This window comes from Photorhabdus aegyptia (assembly GCF_000612035.1).
Classification (GTDB): Bacteria; Pseudomonadota; Gammaproteobacteria; order Enterobacterales; family Enterobacteriaceae; genus Photorhabdus; species Photorhabdus akhurstii.
Map to the genome: position 1 here is coordinate 22,873 of NZ_JFGV01000061.1, position 8,348 is coordinate 31,220.

The 8,348-nt window shown below is 38.8% G+C and carries 6 protein-coding genes; 3 read left to right on the plus strand and 3 right to left on the minus strand.

The window, feature by feature from the left end:
- Nucleotides 1–55 precede the first annotated feature (55 nt).
- The 3 genes from mfd (at nucleotide 56) to BA1DRAFT_RS16820 (ending at nucleotide 6,122) form a co-directional block, all read left to right on the plus strand.
- Entirely contained in the window at nucleotides 56–3,502 is a 3,447-nt protein-coding gene (mfd, locus tag BA1DRAFT_RS16810; RefSeq protein ID WP_036781495.1) for a transcription-repair coupling factor, read from the plus strand.
- A 731-nt stretch (nucleotides 3,503–4,233) separates the two neighbouring features.
- On the plus strand, nucleotides 4,234–5,211 hold the full coding sequence (gene pvcA / locus BA1DRAFT_RS16815) for an L-tyrosine isonitrile synthase (protein WP_036781497.1): 978 nt from the start codon (nucleotides 4,234–4,236) through the stop codon (nucleotides 5,209–5,211).
- A gap of 65 nt (nucleotides 5,212–5,276) precedes the next feature.
- Nucleotides 5,277–6,122: a TauD/TfdA dioxygenase family protein gene (locus BA1DRAFT_RS16820; protein ID WP_036781500.1), complete on the plus strand. Its 846-nt coding sequence runs from the start codon at nucleotides 5,277–5,279 to the stop codon at nucleotides 6,120–6,122.
- 516 nt (nucleotides 6,123–6,638) lie between these two features.
- Here the strand turns inward: BA1DRAFT_RS16820 and BA1DRAFT_RS16825 are convergent.
- From BA1DRAFT_RS16825 to BA1DRAFT_RS22230, 3 genes are all read right to left on the minus strand, one after another.
- A complete protein-coding gene (locus BA1DRAFT_RS16825; RefSeq protein WP_036781502.1) occupies nucleotides 6,639–7,130 on the minus strand; it encodes a DUF2569 domain-containing protein in 492 nt (163 codons plus the stop codon).
- 470 nt (nucleotides 7,131–7,600) lie between these two features.
- Nucleotides 7,601–8,008, minus strand: a complete 408-nt coding sequence (locus BA1DRAFT_RS16830) for an Imm63 family immunity protein (RefSeq protein ID WP_036781505.1) — start codon at nucleotides 8,006–8,008, stop codon at nucleotides 7,601–7,603.
- Nucleotides 7,992–8,264, minus strand: a complete 273-nt coding sequence (locus BA1DRAFT_RS22230; protein WP_072164819.1) for a TNT domain-containing protein — start codon at nucleotides 8,262–8,264, stop codon at nucleotides 7,992–7,994. Before BA1DRAFT_RS22230 ends, BA1DRAFT_RS16830 begins: the two co-directional genes overlap by 17 nt.
- Nucleotides 8,265–8,348 lie beyond the last annotated feature (84 nt).

Consider the following 8,348-nt stretch of genomic DNA (forward strand, 5'->3'; position numbering starts at 1 on the left):
TATGCGTCGAAAGCCCGTTGGAATGGACTGAATCATAAAGAACACATTTACGCTTATGTCCTCAAAATATCGTTATGAACTTCCTGAACGCCGCGGTGATAACCGTCAATTAGGTCGACTTATTGGCGCCGCTTGCGCTGTAGAATGTGCTGAAATTATCGAGCGCCATCAAGGGCCTGTTGTACTGATAACCAAAGACATGCAAAACGCCTTGCGTCTGCATGATGAAATCCATCAGTTTACCGATTGCCCGGTTGATCTTCTTTCCGATTGGGAAACACTGCCGTATGACAGCTTCTCTCCTCATCAGGAAATCATTTCCAACCGCCTGTCTACACTTTACCGTCTGCCGACGATGACCAAAGGTGTTTTAATCCTGCCGATAAATACCTTAATGCAACGGGTTTGCCCTCATGAGTACCTTAACGGACATGCATTGGTTATGCATAAAGGTCAGAGACTCTCGCGGGACAAACTTCGTGCTGAATTAGAACAGGCCGGCTACCGTAGTGTCGAACAAGTTCTTGAGCATGGCGAATTTGCTACTCGTGGCGCACTACTTGATCTCTTTCCAATGGGAAGCGAGCATCCTTATCGTATTGATTTTTTCGATGATGAAATCGATAGCTTACGCATTTTCGATGTTGACAGCCAACGCACGCTAACTGAGGTTAAGCAAATCAACCTACTGCCTGCTCATGAATTCCCAACAGATAAAGAGACGATTGAACTGTTTCGCAGCCAATGGCGGGAACGTTTCGAAGTCCGTCGTGACAGTGAGCATATTTATCAGCAAGTCAGCAAAGGTACGCTACCGGCAGGGATAGAATACTGGCAACCATTGTTTTTCAGCCAACCTCTGCCTGCATTGTTTGATTACCTGCCTGATAACACCCTGATTCTTAGCCAAGAAATCAATAATGCCGCTGAACGTTTCTGGCAAGATATTCAACAGCGCTTCGAGAGCCGTAAAATTGATCCAATGCGCCCTCTCCTCCTCCCAGAAGAGCTTTGGCTCCCGGCGGATAAATTATTTTCAGCGCTAAAAAACTGGCCCCGCATTCAACTTAAAGCGGAAGAATTGAGTAAAAAAACGAGCCACGTAAACCTTGATTATCAATTACTGCCCGATCTCTCCGTTGTTGCACAAAATAAGGCGCCGCTGGATAAACTTCGCCGTTTCCTGGAACAATTCAGTGGCCGCGTAATTTTCTCCGTCGAAAGCGAAGGACGAAAAGAAGCATTACAGGAATTATTGTCACGAATAAAGATTAAACCAATTAAAATCAATAGATTAAATCAGGCGCAACAACCCGGCCACTTTTTGATGATTGGTGCCGCTGAACATGGTTTTATCGATACAAAGAATGAATTTGCTCTAATCTGTGAAAGTGACATGCTCGGTGAGCGTATTGTTCGCCGCCGTCAAGATACCCGCCGCACGATTAATACCGATACCCTGATCCGTAACCTTGCTGAATTACGCCCCAATCAGCCGGTGGTCCATTTGGAGCATGGCGTTGGCCGCTACCAGGGGTTAACTACTCTGGAAGCAGGTGGTATCCAAGCTGAATATCTGATCCTAAGTTATGCCGGCGACGACAAACTCTATGTTCCGGTATCTTCCCTGCATCTAATCAGCCGCTACGCAGGTGGCGCTGATGAAAATGCCCCATTACATAAATTGGGCGGAGAAGCATGGAACAAAGCTCGCCAGAAAGCAGCCGAAAAAGTGCGCGATGTGGCCGCGGAACTGCTTGATATTTATGCTCACCGCGCCGTAAAACCCGGATTTGCTTTTAAACATGATTGGGAACAATACCAACTATTCTGTCAGAGCTTTCCATTCGAAACGACCCCAGATCAGGAACAGGCGATTAACGCCGTTCTGAATGATATGTGTCAACCCGTAGCGATGGATCGCTTAATTTGCGGTGATGTAGGATTTGGCAAAACCGAAGTTGCAATGCGCTCCGCATTTCTGGCGGTCCATAATGACAAACAAGTAGCGGTCTTGGTTCCGACAACCCTACTGGCTCAACAACATTTTGATAATTTCCGCGACCGTTTTGCAAATTGGCCCGTACGTATTGAGATGATATCCCGCTTCCGCAGCGCCAAAGAACAGCAGCAAGTCGTTGAAATGGCAGCCGAAGGTAAAGTCGATATTATTATTGGCACGCATAAACTGCTACAAAGCGACCTGCGTTGGAAAGACCTTGGCTTGTTAATTGTCGATGAAGAACATCGGTTTGGTGTTCGCCACAAAGAGCAGATCAAAGCCATGCGTGCCGACGTCGATATTCTGACCCTTACCGCAACCCCAATTCCCCGAACGCTCAATATGGCAATGAGTAGTATGCGGGATCTGTCAATTATTTCGACCCCGCCCGCTCGTCGTCTGGCAGTCAAAACCTTCGTGCGCGAGTATGACAGTCTGGTTGTGCGAGAAGCCATACTGCGTGAAGTTTTGCGCGGTGGTCAAGTCTACTACCTCTATAATGATGTTGAAAATATTGAGAAAGCAAAACTGCGTCTCGAAGAGTTAGTACCAGAAGCACGGTTCGCAATTGGTCATGGGCAGATGCGTGAACGGGATTTGGAACGGGTGATGACTGATTTCCATCATCAACGATTTAATGTTCTGATTTGTACCACAATTATTGAGACAGGCATCGATATTCCAAGCGCCAATACCATCATTATTGAACGTGCTGACCATTTTGGCCTGGCCCAATTGCATCAATTGCGTGGACGCGTCGGGCGCTCCCACCATCAGGCTTATGCTTACCTACTGACACCACATCCGAAAGCCATGACAACCGATGCACACAAACGTCTGGAAGCCATCGCCTCCCTTGAAGATTTAGGCGCGGGTTTTGCACTAGCAACTCACGACCTTGAAATCCGTGGAGCCGGCGAACTCCTGGGTGAAGAGCAGAGTGGTCAGATGACAACCATCGGTTTCACTCTCTACATGGAGATGTTGGAAAGTGCTGTCGATGCACTAAAAGCAGGCCGAAAACCTTCACTAGAAGACTTGACCAATAGCCAAACTGACGTTGAATTGCGGATGCCTATTTTGTTACCCGATGATTATATTCCTGATATCAATATGCGTTTATCTTTTTATAAACGTATTGCCAGCGCCAAAGACGAATCAGAATTAGCAGAATTGAAGGTTGAATTGATAGATCGGTTCGGCACATTACCTAATCCGGGACGTCATTTATTACAATCAGCAGCCATTCGCCTGTCAGCTCAGAAATTAGGTATTAAACGGATAGAAGCCCATGAAAAAGGTGGATTCATCGAGTTTAGTGAGAAACATAAAGTTGATCCGACTTATCTTATCGGTCTGTTACAGAAACAGCCCGAAATCTACCGGTTAGATGGCCCCGCTAAACTGAAATTCATCATAGATCTGAACGAAAGAATGGCACGCCTGGAATTCATTCAGCAATTACTTGATACTTTTGAACACCATCAAATCCATTCTTAAACCACTGTTAACTTCCCCTATGATTGATTACCAATCTGTGGGGAAGTACTGCAATTTAATTCACATTTCATAACTCCTTTTTTCTACGTAATCCCGCCAAAATCGAGGCCAATATTCATTTGTACTATTGAATAATTATGCTGTGATTTATTTATAAATATTTATTCTAAGATAAAAAATATATCATAATATCCATATGGAATAAGGATTATTCCCCTCACTGGGTTAACGGAAAATTCAGTTTCCGGAAAACAATAACTAGACATGATTATAATCAGACTAATAATCTAGATTATTAGTCTGATACAACAATTTATTTTCCACCTGAATAATACTTCTCCCGTTATAGTTATATATTTGCCTTATACAATAATCACCAAATATAATTACAAACAATATATTAAAGAAGAGAAATAAATTACTTATCCATTTACACACCCACCCATTTATCTCCAATCAAAGTGGTCGTACCAGATTTTCTGGTATTTTAATAACCCCGAAAAATTTTGCCTTAATGTAACAATCGATCAAATATATTGATTAACTATATAATTTATATTCAAGCATATTGTTTATTATTAAATAGATTATTAGATATTCTTAAATATTATATTATATTTTAATTTCGTTATCTTACACTTCGTCTATACCAATTAATCAAACCGCTATTTATCTATTTTAAAGAAACTAAATAACAAATATATTTACAACAAGTATGAGAAATTTTAATTATGCAAAGTGCTACTACTGATAATATTACTTATAAAAATGTTTCCGTTAATGATACTTCCAGGCAGATTTTATGTGAATTATTACAATATCGCAGATGTCTTACTGATTCAGAGAAAAATACGGATCAAGAAAGAGAGATTATTAAAGATATACAATTACCCAGAATTGAATACTTTATTAAAAACAAAAAACCTATCGAATTCATTTTACCAGCATTCCCAACCAAGTCACCAAACAGAAATAAAGTACTTGGGACTGCTCCTGATATGGCAGAACGCTTATCCTTAATTTTTCTTAATTCTCTTTGCCAGCGTATCCAGCTTTATTATCCGCCTGGCGCCCGCATTATTATTTGCTCTGATGGGCATGTTTTCGGTGATCTCATCCACGTCAATGATACAGTTATCAGCCAATATCATGAAGATATTAAACAATTACTTCATGAAGTGGGTGCTATCAATTTAAGTACATTTAACCTTAATGACGATAAGGAACTTTGCGAACATAGTGATGATTTCAATTTACAGAGACATCTGTTAGTCAAACATTATGCCCGCCCGGAAGAGTCTATCAAAGACGAACTGTTGCAAAATAGTGATGGATTACAATTATACCGTGCGGTCACCCGCTTCTTATATGAAGACAGCTTATTACCCGGCTATACCGGATCAAACAATGCCCTACAAAAAGATGCCAAACAAAGGGCCGTCGGTGTTATTCAACGAAGTTGGGCATGGGGAAGTTTATTAGATACTCATTTTCCAAACGCCATACGTTTATCTATTCATCCTCAGCCAGCAAGTAGTATTAAACTTGGTATTCATATGATGCCAACCCGGGATGATTGGTTAACCCCTTGGCACGGTGTCGCAGCCAATGTAAATGGACAATTCATACTTATGAAACACAAAGAAGTCCAGATGATGGGTGGAAAGCTAGTTAATATTCATGGAAAACCTAGTCACTATGTAATTTAACTTAATATGGTAATTTAACGTAATATGGTGATTTAAAGAGAAATTATAATTAAAGGAAAATAGCGATGACAAAATTAAATAACTTCCAGACAGAAGAGATAACCCCATTTGGTTTAAAAATTACTCCTCAATATTCCGATCAACATATTGATACATTATCAGTGGAGCAACTGAAAGAACTGACTAGAAAACACAATCTGCTTATATTACGTGGTTTCAAATCTGACTTATCTGACCACAAAAAATATGAAGAATATGCCCATAATTGGGGAGAAATAATGATGTGGCCGTTTGGTGCTATTTTAGATGTTCGTGAACATCAAGATGCTACCGATCACGTTTTTGATAACAGCTATATGCCATTGCACTGGGACGGCATGTATAAACCGACCATTCCTGAATTTATTATGTTCCATTGCGCCCACGCACCTGAAAGTGACCAAGGGGGCAGAACAACCTTTGTCAATACTCGTCGTGTTGTTACTAATGCTACTCAACAGCAACTAGAACAATGGAAAAATATATCTATTACTTATCGCATTAATAAGGTCACTCATTATGGTGGAGAGGTTCATTCTCCTCTACTGGAAGAACATCCTGACGGAAACGGATACGTTATCAGATATAATGAACCAGCAATAGATGGAGAAAAATTCCTGAATAAGCATGCTATTGAATACCATAACATCAGCCCTGATCAAGTAGCGGAATTTCAGCAAGATTTCATCAAAACACTCTATGATAAACGCCATTTATATGCTCATACATGGAAAAAAGGCGATCTGGTGATTGTGGATAACTTCTCTCTGCTACATGGACGTGAAGGATTCACCTCCAAATCAGAACGGCACTTACAGAGAATCCATATTCAATCTGATCCAATATTTAATAATCAAGCGTTAAGATCATAGTATTCTTATACGATAAAGAACTAGAAAGATTATTTGATTCCCATTGTAATTTATTGGGAGTCAAATGATCTATCTTTATGAAAAATTGCATTTATTAGTCAAATCCACCGTTTTCTTGAGCAAAATTAAAATCTTTTTAATTATCTCCTTAGCCATCCTTGATAATCTCAGTATAAAATTGACACGCTTATTTTGATTGTAAAAAAATAATTATCAACCAAAATCATTTTGCCATTATAGTCGTTATTAATAGCTGAAATATAAATTCTCTTGACCATAACACTGTTACCCTTTTTCGCCGCACGCTTACGCATCAAGTATAAATTAAATGGTCTGAGTCCAGTAAAATACAGGACTCGGACCTTAATGAAAGCGTGATTTGAATTGTCTGACTTTGGGGAGCAATTCACAAGGCCGAGGTAGTTTTGGCTGTCATATTTTTCAAACAAATATTAATTATAAAAAATTCACCTACTCCCACTGAATATTATTTATAAAATAGTTTAATTTTAACCATTATTTAATAAATGTCCTTTTAACTCGAATAGATATAATAAAGTAAGGCACCCATACACATGCATAAAACACAGTTCTAAAAAGCAAGAAAAGATGATTATAATCCAGTTTTATTTCATATCCATAATGAGCCAACGCTAAATCGGTGATGACAAATAATGAGGTAAAAACTAACAGGATAATGTAAAACAAAGGTGTTTTTTTCTTCTTTTTAAAAAAAAGAATTGATGTATAAAGTGCAACTCCAAAAATAATGGTAAAACAAATAAACTCAAATCCTATAAGGACACGTAATTCACCTAGAAAATCATAACCAGAGATCAGGATTGTCATTGTCTTATATGCACTAAATAAAGAACTTAATATTGCAAAGATAATATTTATTGCCGGAAAATAGAGAAACCCGCCGATTCCACTCAGTTCTTTCTCCTCACATGTGGCACAAAAATCTGATTCATGTAATGCTGGATTTTCACATTTAATACACTTCATAAAACTTCTCCAAATAGTAACCTCAACCCAAAGATTGATTATTAATTTACGTAAATCATATAGGTTATAGTATATAAACCAATAACTTATTAGCCCGATAAATACCCTTGTTTTTAATAAACTTATTTACATCTCCAAGTGAAAAAAGAAATATTCCATCTATAAAAAACGACACAACCACTTTATTACCAATTACAGTACTAACTGCGTTACCTAACATTGAGATTGTAGGATCTTCCCCTTTAACTTTACTTCCTAAATAAGCGCCTCCTATATTAACAAGGGTGCTAAATAGTGTTCCTTTACCTTGAGTTAATGCGCCTGTTCCTACCTCTATAGTATATCTATTGCACTTATAGTGTTCTCTTGGGAGGATTTACCTTCATTTAGCATAGCGGTACCCAGACTGGATGCTGACCGACCGTAATCCGCCATCTCTTTGGGTAAGCTCAGTGCATTATTGTCAGTCACTATTTGTCTACGTATGGTGATCTTTCTAATATTTCCTCAATTTTTTTCTTGGCTCTTAATACCCACTTTTTATCTAATACACCTAATATTTCTAGCTCTTTTTCAAAATAAGCTCTACGAAAATCTTTATTTTCATCATTCCTATTCTTTAATTCATATTCAGATGCCATTTGGCTAGCTACACTTTCCATTATCCAATATAGCAGCTCATTTAAATCTTCAGTTGTTTGCCTAAATATTTCATAGCCTCTTTCAGAGTAAATAATATGATATTGATTATTATCAATAACTATATATCCAGAACCATCACCAACAGGCTCTGAATAAACTATCAACATTGATTTAGGTGCATTAATCTTAGCACCTAAAGACCACACTTTTTCCTGTATTTCATTTGTAGTTAGCATTCTTTACTTCCTTTACATATCCATTTTTTATAAGCCAATCAACATTTACTCTCTCAAGGAAATTCGGCAATATCTGAACTCCTCCTCCGGGCTGATCAAACGCTGGCGCAATTTTGCCTTGCAGTACCGGAAGTGGTTTAATTACTTCATATTCATGGTATTTTCCTGCTTTAGAACCAAGAGCCAGTGCTCGATTTTCATAAGGAACTCCTTTGGGAGACAAAAACGCTCCGTTTGCACTGCCATATCTATCCAGTCTAGGCTGTGTCCCTTAATATCAATTAATAGTATTATTATCTGATTGATTTCGATGCAGGAACAAAATGGTGGCACGTTACGA

Coding starts and splice junctions, on each gene's coding strand:
- mfd (WP_036781495.1), top strand. CDS start 56: ATGTCCTCAAAATATCGTTATGAACTTCCTGAACGCCGCGGTGATAAC.
- pvcA (WP_036781497.1), top strand. CDS start 4,234: ATGCAAAGTGCTACTACTGATAATATTACTTATAAAAATGTTTCCGTT.
- BA1DRAFT_RS16820 (WP_036781500.1), top strand. CDS start 5,277: ATGACAAAATTAAATAACTTCCAGACAGAAGAGATAACCCCATTTGGT.
- BA1DRAFT_RS16825 (WP_036781502.1), bottom strand. CDS start 7,130: ATGAAGTGTATTAAATGTGAAAATCCAGCATTACATGAATCAGATTTT.
- BA1DRAFT_RS16830 (WP_036781505.1), bottom strand. CDS start 8,008: ATGCTAACTACAAATGAAATACAGGAAAAAGTGTGGTCTTTAGGTGCT.